This window comes from Streptomyces sp. NPDC005931 (assembly GCF_042871235.1).
Classification (GTDB): Bacteria; Actinomycetota; Actinomycetes; order Streptomycetales; family Streptomycetaceae; genus Streptomyces.
Genome location: NZ_JBIAIG010000011.1, coordinates 247,249 through 267,735, shown reverse-complemented (window position 1 = coordinate 267,735; position 20,487 = coordinate 247,249). Strand labels below are relative to the sequence as shown.

At 73.4% G+C, this 20,487-nt stretch carries 17 protein-coding genes and 1 pseudogene; 13 read left to right on the top strand and 5 right to left on the bottom strand.

The window, feature by feature from the left end:
• Window positions 1-165: 165 nt before the first annotated feature.
• Window positions 166-735, bottom strand: a pseudogene (locus ACFYOV_RS24990) (non-reducing end alpha-L-arabinofuranosidase family hydrolase); the annotation flags it as partial.
• Window positions 736-851: 116 nt separating this feature from the next.
• On the opposite strand from ACFYOV_RS24990, the gene ACFYOV_RS24985 reads away from it, so the two are divergent.
• The 4 genes from ACFYOV_RS24985 (at window position 852) to tgmB (ending at window position 5,649) form a co-directional block, all read left to right on the top strand.
• Complete coding sequence (locus tag ACFYOV_RS24985) at window positions 852-3,767, top strand: BTAD domain-containing putative transcriptional regulator (protein ID WP_389090833.1); 2,916 nt, start codon at window positions 852-854, stop codon at window positions 3,765-3,767.
• Between the two features lie 202 nt (window positions 3,768-3,969).
• Window positions 3,970-4,188: a hypothetical protein gene (locus ACFYOV_RS24980; protein ID WP_389090830.1), complete on the top strand. Its 219-nt coding sequence runs from the start codon at window positions 3,970-3,972 to the stop codon at window positions 4,186-4,188.
• A gap of 97 nt (window positions 4,189-4,285) precedes the next feature.
• A complete protein-coding gene (gene tgmA / locus ACFYOV_RS24975; protein WP_389090828.1) occupies window positions 4,286-4,531 on the top strand; it encodes a putative ATP-grasp-modified RiPP in 246 nt (81 codons plus the stop codon).
• Window positions 4,531-5,649 carry an ATP-grasp ribosomal peptide maturase gene (gene tgmB / locus ACFYOV_RS24970; RefSeq protein ID WP_389090826.1) on the top strand — a complete coding sequence of 373 codons (1,119 nt, stop codon included), beginning with the start codon at window positions 4,531-4,533 and terminating at the stop codon, window positions 5,647-5,649. The genes tgmA and tgmB overlap by 1 nt, the downstream gene beginning before the upstream one ends.
• Before the next feature lie 226 nt (window positions 5,650-5,875).
• On the opposite strand, the gene ACFYOV_RS24965 is transcribed toward tgmB, so the two are convergent.
• Complete coding sequence (locus ACFYOV_RS24965) at window positions 5,876-6,238, bottom strand: hypothetical protein (RefSeq protein ID WP_389090824.1); 363 nt, start codon at window positions 6,236-6,238, stop codon at window positions 5,876-5,878.
• A gap of 302 nt (window positions 6,239-6,540) precedes the next feature.
• Between ACFYOV_RS24965 and panD the strand changes: the two genes are divergently transcribed.
• Genes panD through ACFYOV_RS24950 form a run of 3 tightly spaced genes read left to right on the top strand, consistent with a single transcriptional unit; the run spans window position 6,541 to window position 8,114 of the window.
• A complete protein-coding gene (gene panD / locus ACFYOV_RS24960) occupies window positions 6,541-6,960 on the top strand; it encodes an aspartate 1-decarboxylase (protein WP_389090822.1) in 420 nt (139 codons plus the stop codon).
• 36 nt (window positions 6,961-6,996) lie between these two features.
• Window positions 6,997-7,341 carry a GNAT family N-acetyltransferase gene (locus ACFYOV_RS24955; RefSeq protein WP_389090820.1) on the top strand — a complete coding sequence of 115 codons (345 nt, stop codon included), beginning with the start codon at window positions 6,997-6,999 and terminating at the stop codon, window positions 7,339-7,341.
• Window positions 7,342-7,361: 20 nt separating this feature from the next.
• Window positions 7,362-8,114 (top strand): aspartate/glutamate racemase family protein, encoded by a 753-nt coding sequence (locus ACFYOV_RS24950; protein ID WP_389090818.1) that lies wholly within the window; start codon window positions 7,362-7,364, stop codon window positions 8,112-8,114.
• 475 nt (window positions 8,115-8,589) lie between these two features.
• Here the strand turns inward: ACFYOV_RS24950 and gndA are convergent, their stop codons facing one another.
• Window positions 8,590-10,029 (bottom strand): NADP-dependent phosphogluconate dehydrogenase, encoded by a 1,440-nt coding sequence (gene gndA / locus ACFYOV_RS24945; protein WP_389090816.1) that lies wholly within the window; start codon window positions 10,027-10,029, stop codon window positions 8,590-8,592.
• A gap of 448 nt (window positions 10,030-10,477) precedes the next feature.
• Between gndA and ACFYOV_RS24940 the strand changes: the two genes are divergently transcribed.
• The gene (locus ACFYOV_RS24940) at window positions 10,478-11,740 is read left to right on the top strand and encodes a transglycosylase family protein (RefSeq protein ID WP_389090813.1); all 1,263 of its coding nucleotides are present in this window, start codon (window positions 10,478-10,480) and stop codon (window positions 11,738-11,740) included.
• Window positions 11,741-11,769: 29 nt separating this feature from the next.
• Here ACFYOV_RS24940 and ACFYOV_RS24935 read toward each other — a convergent pair whose 3' ends face one another.
• Window positions 11,770-12,939, bottom strand: coding sequence for a DMT family transporter (locus ACFYOV_RS24935; RefSeq protein ID WP_389090811.1), 1,170 nt, complete (start codon window positions 12,937-12,939; stop codon window positions 11,770-11,772).
• A 339-nt stretch (window positions 12,940-13,278) separates the two neighbouring features.
• Between ACFYOV_RS24935 and ACFYOV_RS24930 the strand changes: the two genes are divergently transcribed.
• The 5 genes from ACFYOV_RS24930 to ACFYOV_RS24910 all read left to right on the top strand — a co-directional run bounded on the left by ACFYOV_RS24930 (window position 13,279) and on the right by ACFYOV_RS24910 (window position 19,802).
• Complete coding sequence (locus tag ACFYOV_RS24930) at window positions 13,279-13,989, top strand: (2Fe-2S)-binding protein (protein ID WP_389090860.1); 711 nt, start codon at window positions 13,279-13,281, stop codon at window positions 13,987-13,989.
• A 38-nt stretch (window positions 13,990-14,027) separates the two neighbouring features.
• Complete coding sequence (gene glgA, locus ACFYOV_RS24925; protein WP_389090808.1) at window positions 14,028-15,179, top strand: glycogen synthase; 1,152 nt, start codon at window positions 14,028-14,030, stop codon at window positions 15,177-15,179.
• Between the two features lie 51 nt (window positions 15,180-15,230).
• Window positions 15,231-16,451: a glucose-1-phosphate adenylyltransferase gene (gene glgC, locus ACFYOV_RS24920; protein WP_389090806.1), complete on the top strand. Its 1,221-nt coding sequence runs from the start codon at window positions 15,231-15,233 to the stop codon at window positions 16,449-16,451.
• A 374-nt stretch (window positions 16,452-16,825) separates the two neighbouring features.
• Entirely contained in the window at window positions 16,826-18,223 is a 1,398-nt protein-coding gene (locus ACFYOV_RS24915) for a wax ester/triacylglycerol synthase family O-acyltransferase (protein ID WP_389090803.1), read from the top strand.
• Between the two features lie 103 nt (window positions 18,224-18,326).
• Entirely contained in the window at window positions 18,327-19,802 is a 1,476-nt protein-coding gene (locus ACFYOV_RS24910; protein WP_389090801.1) for an SDR family NAD(P)-dependent oxidoreductase, read from the top strand.
• Here the strand turns inward: ACFYOV_RS24910 and ACFYOV_RS24905 are convergent.
• On the bottom strand, window positions 19,781-20,254 hold the full coding sequence (locus tag ACFYOV_RS24905; RefSeq protein ID WP_389090799.1) for a hypothetical protein: 474 nt from the start codon (window positions 20,252-20,254) through the stop codon (window positions 19,781-19,783). The genes ACFYOV_RS24910 and ACFYOV_RS24905 overlap by 22 nt on opposite strands.
• Window positions 20,255-20,487 lie beyond the last annotated feature (233 nt).

Here is a 20,487-nt window from a genome sequence, read left to right as displayed (position 1 = left end):
CGCCCCGGGGGGCGGGCGGGGGGGGCGCGGGGTGGCGTTTATTTCACCTTGTGCCGGGGGGGGGGGGGGTGCCGCGCCGGGGGTTGGGTGGGGGGGGGGGGGGGGGGGCCCGCCCCCCCCCCCCCCCCGCCACTGTTCCCCCACGGAGCAGGACCCCCGGCGCTGTCAGCGCTGCAGGGTCAGCAGACCCGGACGGTAGGGCAGGAGACCGTAGTCACCGCCCGAGTCGGGGCTGCGCCCTTGGTAGAGCAACTGCAGATGGCAGGGGTCGACGGTCATGGTCTGATCGGCACTGGTGCGGATCAGTTCGCCGTGGCTGATGTCGTTGGTCCAGGTGGCGCCACTGTTGGCCTTGCCGGCGAAAGGGTTGCTCTCGGTCGCGGCCTGGGGTGTCCACGAGCCGTTCAGACTGGTGGCAGTGAAGGAGCGGAAGTACCGGCCCTGGGAGCCGATCGCCTCGACGATCATCAGGTAGCGGTTCTGGCCCTGCAGCTTGTAGACCGTCGGGGCTTCGAACAGGTTGTTCGTCGTGTCGCTCAAGACCACGGTCGAGGTCGACCTGAAGCTGCCCGGGAAGTTCCCCATCGGCATGCCGGCCCGGTAGATCTTGCCGTTGTCGCCGGCGAAGAACAGGTACATGTTCGTGCCGTCGCCGATGAGTGTCTGGTCGATGGGGCCCGTACCGGAGCCGGAGATGCTTCCGGAGCAGAGCACCTGCTCCGACGACCAGCCGCCGTCGCGGCGGCCCTCGCGCTCGGCACGGGCCGCCGGCGGACGCCCTCACAACGGTCCGGTCCACGGACGTGACAGGAGGACGGCCACGGGGCGAACGCGGCCCTATACTTCCCGGCGTGCCATCCAACGGGGAGCTGTCGACGCACGGCAGTCCGCTCCGGTTCGCGGTCCTCGGCCCGCTCCGGGCCTGGCGCGGCGACATGCGGCTGGACCTCGGCCCGGTGCGCCAACAGGCCCTGCTGACGGCGCTGCTGCTGCGGCCGGGCACCACCGTCAGCCGGCAGCAGCTGCTCGACGGTGTATGGGGGCCGGAGCCGCCGGGCACCGGTGCCAAGGTCGTCCCGGTCTATGTGCACCAGCTGCGCCGGCGGCTGGACCCGGGAGCAGGGAGTACCTCCGGGTCCGTGATCGTGACCGACCGGGGCGGTTACCGCTTCGACGCGCGAAGCGTGCGGACGGACGTGGCCCGGCTGAGAGAGATCGTCGAAGAGGCCCACCGCGCGCGGGATTCCGGTGATCCGGCCGCCGCGGTCAGTGCGTGGTCCGCCGCTCTCGACCTGTACCACGGTGAACCCCTGTCGGCGCTCCCCGGGCCGTTCGCCGAGGCGGAGCGTCTACGGCTGTCGGAGTACAGGCTCGCGCTGGTGCGGGACAAGGTCGAGTACCAACTGCGGCTGGGCCAGAACGCCGAGGTCGTCGCGGAGCTCTTCGCCCTGTCCGCGACGCACCCCCACAACGAGTCCGTGGCCGCCCTGTTGATGCGCGCCCTCTATGCCGCCGACCGGCAGGCCGATGCGCTGTCCGTCTTCGCCAGGGTGCGCCGCCGTCTGGTGGAGGAACAGGGCGCGGAGCCGGGCCGTGAACTGCGGCGGGTGCACGAGGCGGTGCTGCGCGCTGATGACGGTCTCCTCGTCGGCGCACCCCCGCCGGCAGCCCGGTCGACGGAGCGCCGCCCGCCGGCCGCGCGCCCCCTTCGGCGCCCGCGGGACGAACTACCGGTCGACGTCGCCGGTTTCACCGGGCGCGACCAGGAGCTGGACGCGCTCCTCGCGCCGATGGACGAGCAGGCCGTGACGGTCCGTGCGGTGGACGGCATGGCCGGAGTCGGCAAGACCGCGCTCGTGGTGCGCGCCGCGCGGGCGGTACGCGACCGTTTCCCGGACGGCTGCTTGTTCGTGGACCTCAACGGTCACCGGCAGGGGCGGGAACCAGTCGTGCCGGAGCGCGTGCTGCGTCGGCTGCTGCGGGTGGTCGGCGACCTCACGGCAGGCGACGACGCTCCTTCGGGGGGCGTCGAGGGCCTGGCGGCGTCCTGGAGAGCGGCCACCGCCTTCCTCCGGCTCCTGGTGGTTGTCGATGACGCACGCGCCGCACCACAGGTACGCCCCCTGCTGCCCGCCGGTCCGGGCAGCCTCGTGCTGGTGACCAGCCGCCGGCGGCTGACCGGCCTCGACGTCGATCGCAGGATCTCGCTGGGTCCGCTGGACACGGACGAGGCGGAGGCCTTGCTGACCGGTGTCGTCGGCGGCACGGGGGCCGAACCGGAGCGTGCCGCGGTGCGCGAACTGGCCCGCCTGTGCGACCGGCTGCCGCTGGCCCTGCGGGTCGTCGGGGCTCGCATGCAGAGCCGACCGCTGTGGGCGCTGGAGCGCATGGTGGTCCGGCTGGCCGACGACGAGCACCGTCTCGCGGAACTCGCGGTCGAGGACCGCGGTGTGGAGGCGGCCTTCCAGGTCTCCTACGATCAGCTTCCCGACGCCCAGCGTCGGGCGTTCCGCGTACTCGGCCTCTCGCCCACCGTGAGTTTCGACCGGCTGACGCCGGCCGCCCTGCTCGGTCTCACCCCGTCCGCCGCCGAGCGCGTCGTGGAGAGCCTGGTCGAGGCGAGTCTCGTCCAGGAGGCCGTCACGGGACGCTACCGCCTGCACGACCTGGTCGCGGTCTACGCCCGGCACGTCGCCGCCGCGCACCCCGCAGAAGTCGCCGCGGCGCGAGCCGGGGTCTTCCGGCTCTACGTGGCCGCCGCCCGCCGAGCGAGCGACTGGGGTCCCGTTGCGTTCCCCACCGGTCCGAGGGCCGACACGGCGCCCTTCGCCCACGGGGAGGAGGCGTCGGCCTGGCTGGACGCGGCGGGCGGCGAACTGGTCGACGTGGTCGCCCAGGCGGCGGCCGCCGGCCACGTGGACGACGCCGGCCGGCTCGCCGAGGGGTTGTGCGACTACTTCACCCGGCAGGGCCGGTACCACGAGTGCCGGACCGCCGTCGAGATCGTGCTGCCGCTCACGGAGCAGCTCACCGACCAGCGCCTGGTCTCCCAACTGCGCACCTGCATGGGCATCGCCCACGGGCTGCAGGGTCACTACGGGCAGGCGCGCCGCTGGCTGGGCGAAGCGCTTCGGATCAGCCGCAGCACAGGGGATGTCCTCGAGCAGGCACGGGCTCTGGGTTCCCTCGGCATCTTCGCCAACGCGGCAGGGGAGCCGGCCGAGGCAGCCGCGCTCCTGGCCGAGTCCGCCGACCTGTCCCGAGGGGTGGAGGACGACTGGCTCGCCGTGATGCACCTGGCCAATGTGGGCGCCGTCCACCATCAGCTGGGAGAGGGGGCCAAGGCGCAGGAGTGCTACGCGGCAGCGGTCGGTCTCGCAGAGAGGACCGGCAGGCCCCGGATCCTGAGCAAGACGCTCTTCCGCATGGGGACGCTCCAGTTGGACCGCGGGCACCACGTGCCGGCCGTCGAAGCGCTGACCAGGGCAGCCGAACTCGCCGAGCGCGCGGGGGACGCCCCGCTCCTCGCCGCGGTCCTCGGCAGACTCGCCGCCGCAGAGGAGTGCCTGGGCAACCCTGCCGGAGCGGCCCGCTTCCACGCCGAGGCACGCGCGGCGGTCGGCGGACGGCCCGGCGCCGGGCTGAAGGCCGAGATCCGTAACCGGTTGGGCTGGCGCCAGGCCGCGACGGAGGACCTCGTCCAGGCGCGCGACCGGTTCGAACGGGCCGTCGCCCGCTCCCGCACCGCATCCGGTGAACCCGCGTAGGCAGAAGCCGTAACGAAGGCTGTTCCCATCCCCCTGCCGCTGCCGCTGCCGCTGCCGCTGCCGCTGCCGCACCCGCCCGGCGAACCGGGATTTCATCAGCATTTCAACGCCCCTCGCCAGCATGGACTCATCGCTCACCGTGTGAGCCGTGCCCGCATCCACGACGAAGAGGACCCACATGGGGCTGTTACATGCCTGGCGTATGCAAAAACTCGTTTCGGACGCCAGAACCGCCTACGGCAGAGGCGACGCGCTCTTCGTCGCCGGGTTCGACATCGACAGCCGCGCCAGAGTGTCCATGAAGGCGATCCGCAAGGAGATCGACAAGATCATCGCGGCCGTGGAGCCGATCGGCTGGGAGTGCGTCAGCGTGGAGCCGTTCCTCGCGTCGGTCCAGATCGACTTCATGCGCCGGGAGTGAGCACGGACCCGGAGACCTCCCCCCACCGAGGAAGCGAGCCCCCGAACAGTCGGACGCTAGCGAACCCCCGAACCGTCGGAAGCGAAGGAGACGAACAATGACAACACCGAACGCCGGCGCACCCTGGGGCATGACCCGCATGGCACCGTATGCCGAGACCCGGCCGGTTCCCCCGCTCACCGCGGTGATCGACCCGGAGACCCAGATCGCCGTGGTGATCGACGAACGCGGCCGGGCGGTCGAGCTCCACCACCAGACGGGCAGCGGCACGTCGAGCTCCACGAGCACCAGCTGCGCCGACAGCTATGACTCGGACAGCTCGTCGGACTCCGACCACGACTGATGACGACGAGCCCGACCGGGTCGGTGCTGGTACTGACCGGCCTCCACGACGTGACCGCCGACGTGGTCCTGCGCATCCTCGCAGAACGCCAGGTCCCCGTGGTCCGTCTCGACCCCGGCACGGACCTGCACACAGGTGCCGCGCTCACCGCCACGTACCGAACCGGTGATCAACGCGGCACCTTGCGCACGCCGACCCGCGAGCTCGACCTCACCGCGGTGCGCTCCGTCTGGACACGCCGTCCCTCCCCCTACGAGGGGCCACCCGAACTGGACGGCGAGGAGCGCCGGTTCGCTGCCTCCCAGTCCCTGTGGGGCGTCGGCGGCATCCTGGCGTCACTTCCCGGAGCCCACTACGTCAACCACCCGTGGAACAACCGGGCGGCCGAGCACAAGCCGGCCCAGCTGGCCACCGCACAGCGCTGCGGCCTGTCCGTCCCCTCCACGTTGATCACCAACGACCACGACCAGGCCCGCGAGTTCGCCGCCCGGCACTCCGGTGCCGTGGTCTACAAGCCGTTGTGGAACACGCCCTGTGCGATCGACGGCGCGGCACAGCAGGTATGGGTTCGCGAAGTGCGCCCGCACGAGATCACGCCCGCCGTGGCCGTCTGCCCGCATCTGTTCCAGGCCAAGGTGGAGAAGGCGTTCGACGTACGGCTCACCGCTGTCGGCAGCCGGGTGTTCGCGGTCCGCATCGACAGTCCGGACCTGGACTGGCGGCAACGGCAGTCGCTCATGGAGTGCACGCCGATCGCCGTCCCCGCCCGGATCGCGCGCTCGGTGTCGGCGTACCTCGACGCCTTCCGACTGGTCTTCGGCGCCTTCGACTTCGCCGTCACGCCCGCCGGCGACTGGTACTTCCTCGAGTGCAACCCCAACGGACAGTGGGCGTGGCAACCCGACCCGGTGACCGACTCGATCGGCCATGCCCTCGCCGATGAACTGCAGAAGGGCCGTGGAGACGAACCGGCCCCTGCAGACAACGGTGCACAGGCGCGTCCCCGGCAGCCGGGCCTGCTCCCGCCCCGTCCGTCGAGCGGTGATCGGCCACCGGTCACCGTGCAGGAGCACGGCGACGTTCCGGAGCCGCTGCAGGCCTCGCCCTGTAGGGAGTAGGTGCCCGTCCCGGAGGTTCCCCCGGGGGGCCGTCCGCGGGTACCTCCCTTGGCACCGGTCGCCGTCAGGGCGCTGTTCGCGGCCCCGCTGTCCGGGCACTGGTTCTCCGCCCAGTTCCCCGAGCCGATGAGGAACGCCTGCCCGCCGCCGTGGAGTCCGACGGATGCCGGGGCCCGTGCGGGGGTGGAACCGGGCGACCGCGCCCCCGCCCCCACGTACGGGTGCGTCACGCCCGGGGTACGGTCCGCCGCCTGACCTCGATCAATGCGAGCCTCTCCGGGTGGAGGGTGGGTGCCTGGACGCCGAGCACGGACAGGACACGGCCATGGTTGGTGAGTACCGCGCGATGGCGGACGAGAACGGACCCGGTCAGCTCCAGTTCCCATCGCAACGCGAGCCCGGCCCGCTCGTCCTCGGCTTCGACCGCCAGCGAGCGCGGGGCCGGGAAGAGCACCTCCCGGACGCTGAACGCACTGGAGAAGTCGGCGCCCTCACGGTGCCCGCACAGCCCCGGTGTGCCCAGCCAGCCGGCCGACTGCTCGGGCAGCACGCTCACGGGGACCGGGACGTCGGGCACGCTCGTGCCCAACTCGGTTGCTCGCCCTGGCCAGGGCGGACAGGACGCTCCCGTCGTCGGGAGTGTCTCCCTCCGGGCCGCCCAGGTCGGCCCCCCAGTGGAGGATCCGGGGCAGTCGGGGCCCGCCCAGTCGAGGACGAGGCTCGTGCCTCCGGCACGGAGGTGCAGGAGGCCGGCAGCGGTCGGCGGCGAGTCGGTGTGAGCCCTGGAACACCCGGGGACTGCTGACCGGGCCTGCGAATCGTTGTACGCTCCGATGACCGCCCTTGACCTGCAATGAGCAGGCAGGGAGCAGACAAACCGGGAGTGTCTCCGTGCTTCGAACCATGTTCAAGTCCAAGATTCACCGCGCCACCGTGACCCAGGCCGACCTGCACTACGTGGGATCGGTGACGATCGACGCCGACCTGCTGGACGCCGCCGACCTGCTGCCCGGCGAGCTCGTGCACATCGTGGACATCACCAACGGGGCGCGGCTGGAGACGTACGTCATCGAGGGCGAGCGCGGTTCCGGCGTGATCGGGATCAACGGCGCCGCCGCCCACCTCGTCCACCCCGGGGATCTGGTGATCATCATCAGTTACGCTCAGGTCACCGACGCCGAGGCACGCGCCCTGGAACCCCGGATCGTGCACGTGGACCGCGACAACCGCATCGTGGCCCTGGGCGCCGACCCGTCCGAGCCCGTGCCGGGTTCGGACCAGCAGCGCAGCCCGCAGGCCGTCACGGCCTGACGGGGCCCACCGACGCAGCGCACGAGGAGCGTGCCCATGGGCGACACCGGGATCCGTGACGACCGGGCGGCCGGACGTCTGGAGGCGGTGGTCGACGGCGAGGTCGTCGGACACGTCGAGTACTTCGTCCTCGAGTCGCCGGAGCGCGCCCTCGTGCCGGTGCACACGGTCGTCGCACCCGCCCACGAGGGGAAGGGCATCGCCGGCTCCCTGGCCCGCGAGCTCTACGCCGTCGCCGGGCGCGAGGGCGTCCCCGTCGCACCGCTGTGCCCCTATGTCGTCAAGTGGGCCGAGCGGCACCCCGACGAGGCCCCGGCGGCCGACCCGGAGCTGCTGCGCGCGGGGAAGGACTGGGTCCGGGCACACCCGGACCGCTTCTGAGCCCGGCGGGCGGCCGGGCCGTGCTCGCACTCCTGCACACCTCACCCGTCCACGTGCCCGTCTTCGACGCCTTGCGCGACGAGGACCACCCCGGCCTGGTACTGCGGCACTCGGTCGCCGAGCACCTGCTGACCCGGGCGCGGGCCGGAGGTCCCGGCGCGGTCGCGGACGACGTGCGGGCGAGGGTGCTGGAGGCCGTCGCCGACGGTGCCCGGGCCGTGCTGTGCACCTGCTCGACCCTCGGCGCCGTCGCCGAGGCGTGCGCGGAGGAGGCCGGCGTGCCCGTCCTCAGGGTCGACCGGCCGATGGCGGCCGCGGCCGTGGCCACGGGTCCGCGCGTCGTCGTCCTCGCCGCCCTGGAGAGCACCCTCGCGCCGACGGAGGCCCTGGTCGAGGAGGAGGCCCGCCGCGCAGGCCGCCGCGTGACGGTGCGCGCCCTGCTGGTCGAGGATGCCTGGGACCGCTTCCTGGCGGGCGACACGGCCGCGTACGTACGCCGCGTCGCGAGCGCCGCCGACGCGGTCACCGGCGCCGACGTCGTCCTCCTCGCCCAGGCGTCCATGGCCCCGGCCGGACGCCTCACGGCGACTCGCACCCCGGTCCTCTCCAGCCCCCGCCCGGGCCTGGCGGCGGGCGCGGAGGCAGCGAACGCGGCGGCGGGGAACGCGGTGGCGGCGGGCCCCGCCCCCAGTCGTGCGACGGGAGGCAGCCCGGGCATGGCCGGGAGGGCGGGGGTCCGCCACCTGGCCCCTCCCCGTCCTGCCGGCGAGTGACTGGGGACGCGGCCGCCGGGTAGGCGGGGGAGTAGTCCAGAGCCGAAGTCGACCGACTGGCCGGAGGACATCCGCCATGACGAACCCGTATCCGGACCCCGTTCCGCCGGGCCCCACTCCGGGACCCACCCCCGGCCCGGACCCCTCGCCCCCCGAGCCCCAGCCCCACCCGGTCCCGCCCCCGGAACCGCCCCCGGGCCCCGAGCCGACGCCCCCCGAGCCCCACCCGGTCCCGCCGCATCCGGGGCCGCCCCCGACGCCCGGGCCGCCCCCTGCTCCGGGGCCGCCGCCCACCCCTCCGGCTCCGGGGCCGCCCGAGCCCCCGCCGTCCCCGATCCCGCCGGGCCCCGAACCCGTACCGAACCCCGAGCCCGGCCCCCCGCTGAGCTGACGACCCCGCACGCACGGGGCGGCACAAGGGCGGTGGACAGGCCGTCGGGCCGTCCACCGCCCCGTCCTCGTGCGGCAGCGGCGCCTACGCCCGCACCTCCGACCGGTCCCCGCCCCACAGCGTGTGGAACGAGCCCTCGCGGTCCGTGCGCCGGTAGGTGTGCGCGCCGAAGTAGTCGCGCTGCCCCTGGGTGAGCGCCGCCGGGAGGCGCTCCGCGCGCAGGGCGTCGTAGTAGGCGAGCGCCGCGGCGAAGCCCGGAGTCGGTACGCCCTGGCGGGTCGCGGCGACCAGGACCTCGCGCCAGTCGTCCTGCGCGTCGGTGATCTCCCGGGCGAACGTCTCGTCGGACAGCAGGCTCGGCAGGTCGGCGCGGGCGTCGTAGGCGGCGCGGATGCGGTCCAGGAAGGCCGCGCGGATGATGCAGCCGCCGCGCCAGATCGCGGAGACGGCACCGAGGTCGATGTCCCAGCCGTACTCCTCGCTGCCCGCGGCGATCTCGTGGAAGCCCTGCGTGTACGACACGATCTTCGACGCGTACAGCGCCTGCTCCACGCGGTCCGCGAAGGCCCCGGCCTCCGTCTCGCTCAGCGGCGTGGCCCGGGGACCGGCGAGCCCGCGCGAGGCCTCCCGCAGCGCCGCGTGACCGGACAGCGAGCGGGCGAAGACGGCCTCCGCGATGCCGGACACCGGGACGCCCAGGTCGAGGGCGATCTGCACGGTCCAGCGGCCCGTGCCCTTCTGCTCCGCCCGGTCCACCACCACGTCCACGAACGGCCGGCCGGTGGCCGCGTCCACGTGGGAGAGCACCTCGGCCGTGATCTCGATCAGGTACGAGTCCAGCCGCCCCCGGTTCCAGGTGCGGAAGATCTCCGCGATCTGCGCGGGGGAGTAGCCGGCGACGTCGCGCAGCAGCTGGTACGCCTCACCGATCAACTGCATGTCGGCGTACTCGATGCCGTTGTGCACCATCTTCACGAAGTGCCCGGCTCCGTCGGGGCCGACATGGGTCACGCAGGGCGCCCCGTCGGCCGCCTTCGCGGAGATCTTCTCCAGCATCGGGCCCAGGGACTCGTACGACTCCTCGGAGCCGCCCGGCATGATGCTCGGCCCGTTGAGCGCGCCCTCCTCACCGCCGGAGATGCCGGTGCCGACGAAGTGGATGCCCTTGTCCCGCAGTTCGCGCTCGCGGCGCCGAGTGTCGACGAAGTGGGCGTTGCCGCCATCGATGATCATGTCACCGGGCTCCAGGAGCGGGGCGAACTCCTCGATCACCGCGTCCGTCGGCTCGCCGGCCTTCACCATGATCACCAGCCGTCGCGGGCGTTCCAGCGCGGCCACGAACTCCTTGGCCGTCTCGGCGGCGACGAAGCTGCCCTCGTGCCCGAACTCCTCGACCAGCGCGTGGGTACGCGCCGCCGTCCGGTTGTGCACCGCGACCGTATAGCCGTTGCGGGCGAAGTTGCGCGCGAGGTTGCGGCCCATGACCGCGAGACCCGTGACGCCGATCTGCGCTGAACTGCTCATTGCGTTGCTCCTAGTGACGTCGGTATCGGTGCTGCCGGTCGGTGGCCGCCGGACGTGCCATCGCCCATCCTGACGTGCCGCTTCCCCGCACGCACGCGCGGGTCGTACAGGACACCGCGCAGGCAGATACGCGCCACGGCCCCGCCCTGCTCAGCGCCCCCACCCGTCGTCCACCGGCGCCTGCTCCCTCCGCCCCTCGATGCCCGCTCCCGCCGTCCCTCGCCGACGGCGCCCCGGCCCCGGGCTGCTCGACGCCCGCGCCCCGCGGCCCCTCCGACACGCGCCCCACGCCCGCCCGCGCACACGCCGCCCGGCGGGGGCACCCCAGGCGCAACCCAACGAAGAATCCCGGCCACTTGGCGCATCCGGGCGGCCGAGAGGCGTCTTGTCACGGCCGGTTCGCGGCGCTTACTTTTGCCCCTCCTGACGCATTGTCGAGGGGGGCTCCATGGCCGTGCGCGGCCGGCACCGCCGGTATCAGCCGAACAGGATCAACCGTGCCTCACTCACCGTCACCGCGGGCGGTGCGGGGATGGCGCTCCCGTTCATGGGAACCGGCGCCGCACAGGCGGCCGACGTGGACACGTGGGACAAGGTCGCCGCCTGTGAGTCCAGCAACGACTGGAACATCAACACCGGCAACGGCTTCTACGGCGGGCTCCAGTTCACCCGGTCCACCTGGGAGGCGTACGGCGGCACCCGGTACGCGCCGCGCGCGGACCTCGCCACCAAGGACCAGCAGATCGCCGTCGCCGAGAAGGTGCTCGACGGGCAGGGCCCCGGCGCCTGGCCGGTGTGCTCGGTGCGGGCCGGGCTGACCCGCGGCGGCGAGACCCCCGACATCCGGCCGGCCGGCGACCGGGGCGACCGCTCGGCAGGGAAGAGCGGCAAGAGCGGCAAGGCAGCCGACGGGGACGGCCGCAGGAGCGGCCGGACCTCCGTGGAGGACGTGAAGCCGCACACCACACCCCAGTCCCGCGCGGGCCGTGCCGAGATGTACACCGTGGTCCGCGGCGACACCCTCTCCACCATCGCGGAGGACGAGCGCGTCCGGGGCGGCTGGCGCGGCCTGTACGACGCCAACCGGGCGACCGTGGGCGCCGATCCCGACCTGATCGTCCCGGGCCAGCGGCTCGCCCTGCCCGACGGCACTGCCACGAGCCGCCCCCTGCCGAAGCCCGCCGGGAAGAAGGCGAAGGCACCGGCGAGGAAGGCGTCCGAGGCACCCGCGAAGCCGGCCGAGGCACCCGCCAGGAAGGGTGCCGCGGACCGTGAGGAGGACCGCGCGGACCGCGCCGCGAAGGGCGGCTCGCTGGTCGCCCCGGTGGCCGCCCCTCTCGGCACGCCGTACCACAAGGCAGGATCGGCCTGGTCGAAGGGCTACCACACCGGGGTCGACTTCCCCGTGCCGACCGGCACCACCGTGAAGTCGATCGCCGCGGGCAGCGTCGTCAGCGCCGGCTGGGAGGGGTCATTCGGTTACCAGGTGCTGATCCGGCACACCGACGGCCGCTACAGCCAGTACGCCCACCTCTCCGCGATCTCCGTCAGGAGCGGGCAGTCGGTCGGCGCGGGCCAGCGGATCGGTCGCTCCGGCTCGACCGGCAACAGTTCGGGCCCGCATCTGCACTTCGAGGTGCGGACGGGGCCCGGTTTCGGCTCGGACATCGACCCGGTGGCCTATCTGAGAGCGGGCGGAGTCAGACTCTGACGCCCACCGGCCCACCGGGTCCGCGGGCGTCAGGATTTGATGCGCATCCGGTGCCGGTCCGCGGCCGGCACCGGGACGTACGGGCCGCCGTAGAAGGGCGCGTAGGACACCAGCGGCAGGACCGGCGTCGACTCGTGCGGCGCGGCCGGCGAGGGTACGGGCGCCGCGGCCGCCAGACGTACGTCCGCCGGCAGTTCGAGCGCCGCCAGCAGCTCTTCGGCGGGGTCGGGAACCACCCCGTCGGCCGTCGGCGGCTTCGCCACGGGCACCGCCTCGAAGACCGGGTCGCCCGTCTCCGCCTCGGACACCGGCTCCGGCACCGCGGACCCGGCCGCCGGGACGGCTTCCGGTGCGGCATCCTGCGCCTGCTCCCGGGCCAGCCGCTCCGTCGTCAGCAGGATCAGTCCGCCCGCCGCCACCACGCCGCAGCTGAGCGCCAGCGCCGTGCCGGTCGCCCCGTAGCGGAACGTCTCACCGAACATCGTGATGCCGACCGCCGCCGCCACCACCGGGTTCACGACCGTCAGCGTCGCGAGCGGCGCCGCGAGTCCGGCGCCCCGGTAGGAAGCCTGGGACAGCAGCATGCCGGCCGTGGCCAGTACGCCGATCACCGCGAGCGACGGCAGGTCCGCCACCGAGACCCCGCCGGTCCAGTCGACCGCGACGGTCTTCGTGAAGACGGACGACATGCCGAACGCCACTCCGGACGCCGTGGCCAGCAGGATGCTGCGCACCGCGGGGTGCCGGTGCGCCGCGCGGGCGGCGATCATCAGCGTCACGACCGCGCCGGCCGTGGTCACCGCGGCCGCGATCCGCTGCGCCGTGTCCAGCGACTGGGCGTCGGACGCGCCTACCAGGGAGAGCAGGCCCGCAAGACCCACGGTCGCCATGATCGCGCCCCGCCAGGCGGTCGCCCCGGCCCTGCGCCCGACGAACAACGCCGCCATGGGCAGCGCGAAGACGATGGTCAGGGCTCCCAGGGGCTGGACCAGGCTCAGCGGGCCGTAGGCGAGCGCCACCACGTGCAGGAGTCCGCCGAGGCCGTTGAGCGCGACCGCCGCCCACCAGCCGGGCCGGCGCAGGGGCGCGTACTGTTCGCCGGGAGAGGTGAGCGCGACCTGTTCCTGCACGATCGCCCCGCCCGCGTACGCCACCGCGGACACGAACGACAGCAGCACGGACAACGCGAGGGCGCTCATCGGCTGCTCCTCTGCGTGAGGCCGGGGCGCTGGGCCCGGCGCGGCGAAAGGTCGGCTTCCATAACCAACACCATGCCGTGTCCGGATGTTCCCGTCGTCGTCCCTGAGCACTCAATGAGTCCTACTGCCGATGGAGTACGACGACCCCCCGGTCATCCCCAGGGTGGGTGCCGCGGGGCGGAGGGTCCCTGACGGCGCCCCCTAGGGGTCTTGGTACTACTGCACTCCGTGGACCGTGAACACCCCCCAACTCCCGAACCCGGCCGCGCTCCCGGCTCCCGTCCCGATCCCGGCTCCCGTCCCGATCCCGGCCCCGGGCCCGACCCGGATCTCGCCGCGCTGCGCCCGCTCGGCGGGTTCTTCGTCCTGCGCACGGCGGGCGCGGCCGGACGGCCCCTGCCCACCCTCGCACAGGTATACGGCGCCGAGCCGCCGGGCGTTCACGGGGACGCCCTGGGCTCCCGGGTGGCCGCGGTCGCCCGCTCCCTGCGCGCCCCCGAGGCGCGGGTCGCCGCCTCCGTGGCCCACCAGGGGCTCGCCGCCCGCCTGTGGTCCGTGACGCTGGGCTGCGCCGCCCGGTACGGGACGGTCCCCGACCTCGACCCCCGTCTACTGCGCTGGGACCCCGGGGCGAGCGCCCCCGACGACCTGTGGCTGACCGGAGTGCGCCCGCTGCCCGCGGACGCGGGCACCGTCGCCGACCTCGTCCTGCACGGGCACCTCGCCCCCCTCGCGGCGGCCCTGCGCTCCCGCCACCGTCTCGCCCCGGGGCTGCTGCGGGGCAACGCGGCCTCCGCCCTGGTCGCCTCCGCCCGGCAACTGGACCGCTGGGCGGGCGCCCACGGACGGGCCGACGCCGGCGCCCGGGCCCTCGCCCTGGCCCGCGAACTGCTCGCCCACCCGCTGCTCGAGGGCGCCGGAACCGGCCCGCTCACCGCCTTCCGCCGCCGCAGTTGCTGCCTGTACTACCGGGTCCCCGGCTCGGGCGTCTGCGGCGACTGCTGCCTCGCACGGCCGCCCCGCCCTTCCCCACGCGCCCCATCTGGGTGACCATGAGGGGAACGGCCGTTCAGACAGGGGGTTCACGGGTGCGAGTGGGACTGCTGACCCGGGAGTACCCCCCGGACGTGTACGGCGGCGCGGGTGTCCACGTCGAGTTCCTGGCCCGGGAGCTGCGCCCGCTGGTGGACCTGGAGGTCCACTGCTGGGGCGAGGGCCGCGCGGACGGCGTGCTGCGCCACCGCCCCTGGTCCGCGCTCGACGGCTCCAACGACGCCCTGCGCACCTTCTCCGTGGACCTCGCCATGACGGCCGCACTCGAGGGCAGCGAACTCGTCCACTCCCACACCTGGTACGCCAATCTCGGCGGGCACCTCGCCAAGCTGCTGTACGGCGTGCCGCACGTGATGACCGCCCACTCCCTGGAGCCGCTGCGCCCCTGGAAGGCCGAGCAGCTCGGCGGGGGCTACGCGCTGTCGGGCTGGGCCGAGCGCACCGCGATCGAGGCCGCCGACGCGGTGATCGCCGTCTCCGGCGCCATGCGCGAGGACATCCTCGGCTGCTACCCGGCGCTGGACCCCGCCCGGGTGCACGTGGTGCACAACGGCATCGACACGAGCCTGTACCGACCCGACCCCGGCACCGACGCCCTGGACCGCGTCGGCCTGGACCGCTCCCGCCCCTACGTGCTGTTCGTCGGCCGGATCACCCGGCAGAAGGGCGTGCCCCACCTGCTGCGGGCGGTGCGCGGCATCGACCCGGCCGCCCAGGTCGTGCTGTGCGCCGGGGCCCCGGACACGCCCGAGATCGACCGGGAGTTCCGCGAACTGTACGAGGAGCTGAGCCGGGTCCGGAAGGGCGTGCACTGGATCCCGCAGATGCTGCCGCGCCCCGAGGTGATCCAGCTGCTCACCCACGCCGCCGTGTTCGTCTGCCCGTCGGTGTACGAGCCGCTCGGCATCGTCAACCTGGAGGCGATGGCCTGCGGCACGCCCGTGGTGGCCTCCCGGGTCGGCGGTATCCCCGAGGTCGTGGAGGACGGCGTCACCGGGCTGCTCGTGGACATGGACGACGACTTCGAGGCAGGCCTCGCGCATGCGCTCGACTCGGTTCTCGACGACCCGAAGGCCGCCCGGCGGATGGGCGCCACGGGACGGGAACGGGCGGTCGGCGAGTTCGGCTGGGACGCGGTGGCCCGCCGTACCGTCCGGCTCTACGAGGAGATCCTCGAACAGGCTTAGCCGGCCCCGACCGGGGCAGGGATGGGGAAATTCTGCGTGAGGGGAGCGGCCATGCGTCGTGGGGGTCCTTCGGTCCTGGGAATCGTGCTCGCGGGTGGCGAGGGCAAGCGTCTGATGCCCCTCACGGCGGACCGCGCCAAACCGGCGGTCACCTTCGGCGGCACGTACCGCCTGGTGGACTTCGTGCTGTCCAACCTCGTCAACGGCGACATCCTGCGCATCTGCGTGCTGACGCAGTACAAGTCGCACTCGCTGGACCGGCACATCACCACCACCTGGCGGATGTCCAGCCTGCTCGGCAACTACGTCACCCCGGTGCCGGCCCAGCAGCGCCTCGGTCCGCGCTGGTACCTGGGCAGCGCCGACGCGATCCTCCAGTCGCTCAACCTGATCTACGACGAACGGCCGGAGTACGTCGCCGTGTTCGGAGCCGACCACGTCTACCGCATGGACCCGCGCCAGATGCTCGCCCAGCACATCGAGAGCGGCGCGGGCGTCACGGTGGCCGGGATCCGGGTGCCGCGCGCGGAGTCCTCGGCCTTCGGGGTGATCACCCCGGGTTCGGACGGCCAGAGGGTGGAGGGCTTCCTGGAGAAGCCCGCGGACCCGCCCGGCCTCGCCGACGATCCCGAGTGCGTGTTCGCCTCCATGGGGAACTACGTCTTCACCACCAAGGCCCTGATCGAGGCGCTGCAACGGGACGCGGAGGACGAGAACTCGGTCCACGACATGGGCGGTTCGATCCTGCCCCAGCTCACCGAGCGCGGCGAGGCCGCCCTGTACGACTTCAGCGCCAACCACGTCCCCGGCGAGACCAGCCGGGACCAGGGCTACTGGCGGGACGTCGGCACGCTGGACGCGTACTACGAGGCGCACATGGACCTGATCGCCGAGCGGCCGGCGTTCAACCTGTACAACCGCCAGTGGCCCGTCTACACCCACTCCGGCCAGCTCTCGCCCGCCCGCTTCAACGCCGGTGGCATGGCGAGCGAGTCCATCATCAGCGCCGGCTGCCTGATCCGGGGCCAGGTCACCCGGTCCGTGCTGTCACCGGGTGTGGTGGTCGACCCGGGGGCGGTGGTCCAGGGCTCGGTGCTGCACGACAACGTGCACATCGGGCGGGGCGCGGTCGTGCGCGGTGCCGTCCTGGACAAGAACGTCGAGGTGCCGCCCGGCGCGACGATCGGCGTCAACCCGCAGCGGGACGCGGAGCTCTACACGGTGTCCAAGGGCGGCGTCATCGCCCTGGGCAAGGGGCAGCGCGTGCTGTAGGGCGCGCCGTCATGGGGCCCCGGCCGGGTGCGCGAGACCGCCGGGGCCTTTGACATGTCCCTGGACGGGCGACGGAATCCGTGCTGTTATGTCGCGCTGTGTTCAAGGCAACGTTGTTCCGGGCGAGTACGGGCGCGACACCGTGAGCGGTCCCCCCGGCGGCCCGCAGCCGTCCGGGTGGTGTTCGTCACCCGACGAGGACCCGACGCACCGATGTGACCACGTCAGCCCTGAGCCCCGTCTCCCCCCGCCGGCCCGCCGGGGGGAGACGGGACTTCATCTGCTGTTAACTGAGCGTAGCGAGATCGTACTTGACCGTAATCGGGTGAGGGCGATTGACTGCTGTCCATCCGTCATCGACGCGAGGCAAGCCCTTGAACGCAGACCTGCTCGCCCCTCTCGACCTGGCGTTCTGGAACATCGAGTCCGCCGCCCACCCCATGCACCTCGCGGCCCTCGGCGTCTTCCCGGCCGGCTCGCCCAATGCGGGCGCCCACGCGGCCGACCTGCTCGCCGCCCGAGCCGCGGCCGTGCCCGGACTGCGGATGCGCATCCGCGACGTGTGGCAGCCGCTCGCTGCGCGGCCGTCGCTGCTGCGCCGCCCGTGGCCGCCGCTCGGCGAACCGCTCGCCTCTGTGCTGCGCCGCCCGCTCGCCTTCGGCGGTGCCGCACGGGAGCCCGACCCCGGCTTCGACCCCGCCGACCACGTACGGCTGCACGACCCCGCCGCCGACTTCCACGCCGCGGCCGGGCGGCTCATGGAGCGCCAGCTGGACCGCTCCCGGCCGCCGTGGGAGGCCCACGTTCTGCCGGGGGAGGACGGCGCCTGCTTCGCCGTGCTGTTCAAGTTCCACCACGCCCTCGCCGATGGACTGCGCGCCCTCACCCTCGCCGCCGCCCTGATGGACCCCATGGACCTGCCCGCCCCCCGGCCCGGCCCGACCGAGCCGGAACGCGGGCTGCTCCCCGACGTGCGCAGGGTGCCCGAACTCGTCCGCGGCGCCCTGTCCGACGCGGGCCGGGCCCTGGACATCGGCGCCTGCGTCGCCCGCTCCACCCTCGCCGCGCGCAGCTCGCCCGCGCTCGCCTGCCTGCCCAGCGGCACCCGCCGCACCGCCGGGGTGGTGGCCGACCTCGACGACGTGCACCGGATCCGCAAGTCCGCCGGCGGCACCGTCAACGACGTGCTGATCGCGGTCGTCGCCGGTGCCCTGCGCCGCTGGCTGGACGAGCGCGGCGACGGCAGCGAGGGCGTGTCGCCGCGCGCGCTCATCCCCGTCTCCCGGCGCCGCCCGCGCACCGCCCACCCCCAGGGCAACCGGCTCTCCGGCTACTTGATACGGCTCCCCGTCGACGAGCAGGATCCGCTCGCCCGCCTCGACCTCGTCCGCATCGCCATGGACCGGAACAAGGAGGCGGGCCCCCACCGGGGCGCGGGCGCGGTCGCCCTGCTCGCCGATCACGTACCGCCGCTCGGCCACCGGCTCGGCGGACCGCTGGTCGGCCAGGCCGCCCGGCTCTGGTTCGACGTCCTGGTCACCAGCGTCCCGCTGCCCGGCTTCGGCCTGCGGCTCGGCGGCAACCCGCTCGGCGCGGTCTTCCCGCTGGCGCCCCTGGCTCCCGGGCACTCCCTCGCGGTCGCCGTCTCCACCTACCGCGGGCGCGTTCACTACGGGCTGGTCGCCGACGCGGCGGCCGTCCCGGACCTCGATCTGCTCGCCCGTTCCGTGTCGGAGGAGGTCCAGGCGCTGCTCACCGCCTGCGATCCCTGAGGCCGCGGGTTTGGTGCTGCGGCCCGGCGCTCCGTAAAATCCCCCGTTCGACAGTGGGCGCGTACGGAGCGCCGCGACGGCACACCAGGAAACGGCGACGGCGATGACGGTGACAGAGAACGGCCCCGAGGCCACGGACGCGGTGGCACACGGGCCCGGCATCGACCCGGAGCGGCTGGCCGTCTGCCTCGGCGTGCTGGAGGAACTCGACAAGCTCGACGTCGACCACCCGGACGCGATCCTGGTCCGCCGGGCCACCTCGCACCTCTACCGCACCGTCAAGCAGCGCCGCCGCCAGGAACGCCGCGCCGCCAAGACCGCCCACGACCGCGCGGTCACCGAGGCCACCGCCACCGGCTCCGCCGAGCGCATCGACGACGAGACGGAAGGCATCCTGCCCTCCTCGCGCGTCGCGCCCGGCCGGATCGCGGGGATACTCCAGCGCCCCCGCTCCTGCTACGTCTGCAAGACCCGCTACGTCGAGGTCGACTACTTCTACCACCAGCTCTGCCGGCGGTGCGCCGCCGAGAACCGCGCCCGCCGCGACGCCCGCACCGACCTCACCGGCAAGCGGGCACTGCTCACCGGCGGCAGGGCCAAGATCGGCATGTACATCGCGCTGCGACTGCTGCGCGACGGCGCCCACACCACGATCACCACCCGGTTCCCCAACGACGCCATCCGCCGCTTCAAGGCCCAGCCCGACAGCGACGAGTGGATCCACCGGCTGAAGATCGTCGGGATCGACCTGCGCGACCCGGCCCAGGTCGTCGCGCTCGCCGACTCGGTGGCCGCCGCGGGACCGCTGGACATCCTGATCAACAACGCCGCCCAGACCGTGCGCCGCTCCCCGCAGGCCTACAGCGAGCTGGTCACCGCCGAGTCGGCCCCGTTGCCGGCCGGTGAGCTGCCCGCCGCCGAGGTCATCGGCACCTTCGGCTCCGGCGCGGTCGCCCAGCTCCCGGTCGCCGGCGGTGGTGCGCTGACCGCCCAGGACGTCACCGACCTCGCCCTGGTGTCCGGCTCGGCCTCCCTGGAACGCATCGCCGCGGGCACCGCGATCGACGCCGGCGGTCTCGTCCCCGATCTGCACGACACCAACAGCTGGGTGCAGACCGTGGAGGAGGTCACCCCGGTCGAGCTGCTCGAGGTGCAGCTGTGCAACTCGACGGCGCCGTTCCTGCTGATCAGCCGACTGCGCCCGGCCATGGCGGCCTCCCCGGCGAGGCGGACGTACATCGTGAACGTCTCCGCCATGGAGGGCGTGTTCGCCCGCGGCTACAAGGGTGCGGGGCATCCGCACACCAACATGGCCAAGGCCGCCCTGAACATGCTCACCCGCACCAGCGCCCAGGAGATGTTCGACAAGGACCGCATCCTGATGACGGCCGTCGACACCGGCTGGATCACCGACGAGCGGCCCCACCCCGACAAGGTCCGCCTCGCCGAGGCAGGTTTCCACGCCCCGCTCGACCTGGTCGACGGGGCGGCCCGGGTCTACGACCCGATCGTGCGCGGCGAGGCGGGCGAGGACCTGTACGGCGTCTTCCTGAAGGACTACGCGCCCGGCAAGTGGTGACGCCGGCGCGCCGTCAGCCGACCACCGGCGTTGGGGAGTTGCCGCTCCGACAGCAGTTCCAGCACGGTGCGCCAGTCCTCCAGCACCCCGGCGTCGAAACGGGCGGTGCGCGCCTCCTCGTCCGCCATCCGCAGGGCGAGCAGGTCGTCGGCGGACACGTCGCTCCGGAGATGCAGCCGGACCAGTCCGGCGACCCGTTCGCCGAGCAGAGCACGCACCGCCTGCGCCGCGTGCCCTGCGCCGTCGCCCGGCCACAGCAGCCGGCCCACGGGCCGTACCAGCCCCGCCACCTGGAGCTCCTTGTCCGCGGGGCGACCGCGACGGAGCAGCGCGGCGGTGCGCAGGGCGTGGTCGTGGGCGTCGACCGGAGGGCCACCGGACTCCGGGACGTCCCGCGTGCCGCGGCAGGCGTACAGCAGGTCCATCAGCTCCTCGACGCTGCGCAGTTCCATGCGCCGGTCCTCCCGGGAGACAGCCGTTGCCGTTCGGCAGCAGACCATGACGACCTTGCGGCCCGGCCAACGGGGCCTGAACTGGGCCATGACCATGCCGCCTTCTCGAAAACGTCGACGCCCATGTAGTCCGAAAGAGTGACTGCACCAAGAGGCATCAATAGTGAAATAGGAGCATATTGTGACCCGTTGAGAGCGATCCGACGCGCGATTGTTACGCTCCGTTTTCAGCC

Bases quoted from the DNA above. Each gene is read 5' to 3' on its own strand.
- ACFYOV_RS24980 (WP_389090830.1), top strand. From the start codon at position 3,970: ATGCAAAAACTCGTTTCGGACGCCAGAACCGCCTACGGCAGAGGCGAC.
- tgmA (WP_389090828.1), top strand. From the start codon at position 4,286: ATGACAACACCGAACGCCGGCGCACCCTGGGGCATGACCCGCATGGCA.
- tgmB (WP_389090826.1), top strand. From the start codon at position 4,531: ATGACGACGAGCCCGACCGGGTCGGTGCTGGTACTGACCGGCCTCCAC.
- ACFYOV_RS24955 (WP_389090820.1), top strand. From the start codon at position 6,997: ATGGGCGACACCGGGATCCGTGACGACCGGGCGGCCGGACGTCTGGAG.
- gndA (WP_389090816.1), bottom strand. From the start codon at position 10,029: ATGAGCAGTTCAGCGCAGATCGGCGTCACGGGTCTCGCGGTCATGGGC.
- ACFYOV_RS24940 (WP_389090813.1), top strand. From the start codon at position 10,478: ATGGCCGTGCGCGGCCGGCACCGCCGGTATCAGCCGAACAGGATCAAC.
- ACFYOV_RS24935 (WP_389090811.1), bottom strand. From the start codon at position 12,939: ATGAGCGCCCTCGCGTTGTCCGTGCTGCTGTCGTTCGTGTCCGCGGTG.
- glgC (WP_389090806.1), top strand. From the start codon at position 15,231: ATGCGTCGTGGGGGTCCTTCGGTCCTGGGAATCGTGCTCGCGGGTGGC.
- ACFYOV_RS24910 (WP_389090801.1), top strand. From the start codon at position 18,327: ATGACGGTGACAGAGAACGGCCCCGAGGCCACGGACGCGGTGGCACAC.
- ACFYOV_RS24905 (WP_389090799.1), bottom strand. From the start codon at position 20,254: ATGGAACTGCGCAGCGTCGAGGAGCTGATGGACCTGCTGTACGCCTGC.